Genomic DNA, 1,167 nt, shown 5'->3' with positions numbered 1-1,167 from the left:
CACGCCCACCAGGCCGAAGCCGCCCGTCAGGCCCTGCACCACCTACACACCGCCGCCGACCACGCCCTCGTCCCGGTCATCGACAACCTCGCCGCTCGTCAGCCGAGCGACCAGGCCAGCCGAACCCTGGCCCATGACGTCCGGGCCGCCGTCCCCGACCACGCCGACCGCATCCTCACCGACCCCGCCTGGCCAGCCCTCGCCACCGTCCTGGCCGATGCTGAAGCCAGCGGTCACAAGCCCCACCAACTCCTCAAGGAAGCCGCCGCTCAGCGCGAACTCACGAGTGCCCGCCAGCCCGCCCGCGTCCTGATCACCCGCATCCAGCACACCAGCCGCAACCCCGCACCCAATCCCCGCGCCGAGGCGGCCCGCAGGACTACGACCATGCGACTGTCCGCGACTGCACTATCGGCCGGTGTGGCTGAGCCCGCACGGTCGGCGGTCCCGGCGGAACAGAAGTACCGTCCACGTCTGTGAGGGAGGAGGCGTTCCTTGGCTCGGAAGTCCTGCATCCAGGCAAGATCCAGTAGGTCGTGGAGCCTTGGTGCTCTCCCGCAGTTCCCCGCCGGAACTTGGGGCGGTCTACGCGGACAAGATCCCGTCGAGATAGTCCTGCACCGGCTCGAACAGCCCGTACGGCACGTACTCCGGGATGTCGCCATGGGACACCCAGGCAAGCTCGGCAAGCTCCTGGGTATCGGCGACGTGAGCTGTGCCGCCCAGGATCTTGCAGGCGGTGTAGGACATGAGGCGGCCCGTCTTGGGGTGAACGCGCTCGCCGAGCAGCTTGACCGCCTCGACAGTCAGCCCTGTCTCCTCCTGGGTTTCCCGTACGGCGGCGGCCTCACGTTCCTCGCCGGGCTCGACCTCCCCGGCGGGGAACTGCCAGGAGAGCTGCCCTTCGCTCACCCGGCGGCGGACCATGAGCACACGGCCCTCGTGAACGACGATGGCGGCGGCGATGCCCGGCCGCTCGTCCGTGGTCTGCTGCGTCACGACTGCTCCTCCAAGAGGCCCAGGATGGGTGGGAAGACCGTATCGGTGGACGTGAAACGGTCGCTGCGTTGTCAGACCGTTCGTCTCGGGGCTTCCGCCGAAGGCGCGCACGCCAAGGACCCGCCCCGGCCACGGGCTCTCGCTGCGGGGGACAGCGGGCGCCAGCGT

At 69.8% G+C, this 1,167-nt stretch carries 1 protein-coding gene and 1 pseudogene; one reads left to right on the top strand and one right to left on the bottom strand.

The window, feature by feature from the left end; translation table 11 throughout:
• Positions 1–480: pseudogene (locus ACZ7HQ_RS45730) on the top strand (mobilization protein); the annotation flags it as partial.
• 105 nt (positions 481–585) lie between these two features.
• On the opposite strand, the gene ACZ7HQ_RS45725 reads toward ACZ7HQ_RS45730, so the two are convergent.
• Positions 586–999 carry an NUDIX hydrolase gene (locus ACZ7HQ_RS45725; RefSeq protein WP_391738368.1) on the bottom strand — a complete coding sequence of 138 codons (414 nt, stop codon included), beginning with the start codon at positions 997–999 and terminating at the stop codon, positions 586–588.
• Between the last annotated feature and the right edge of the window lie 168 nt (positions 1,000–1,167).

The sequence above is a fragment of the Streptomyces sp. NPDC037290 genome (assembly GCF_055603245.1).
The sequence above is the reverse complement of the archived record's forward strand: the minus strand, read 5'-3'. Positions and strand labels throughout refer to the sequence as shown.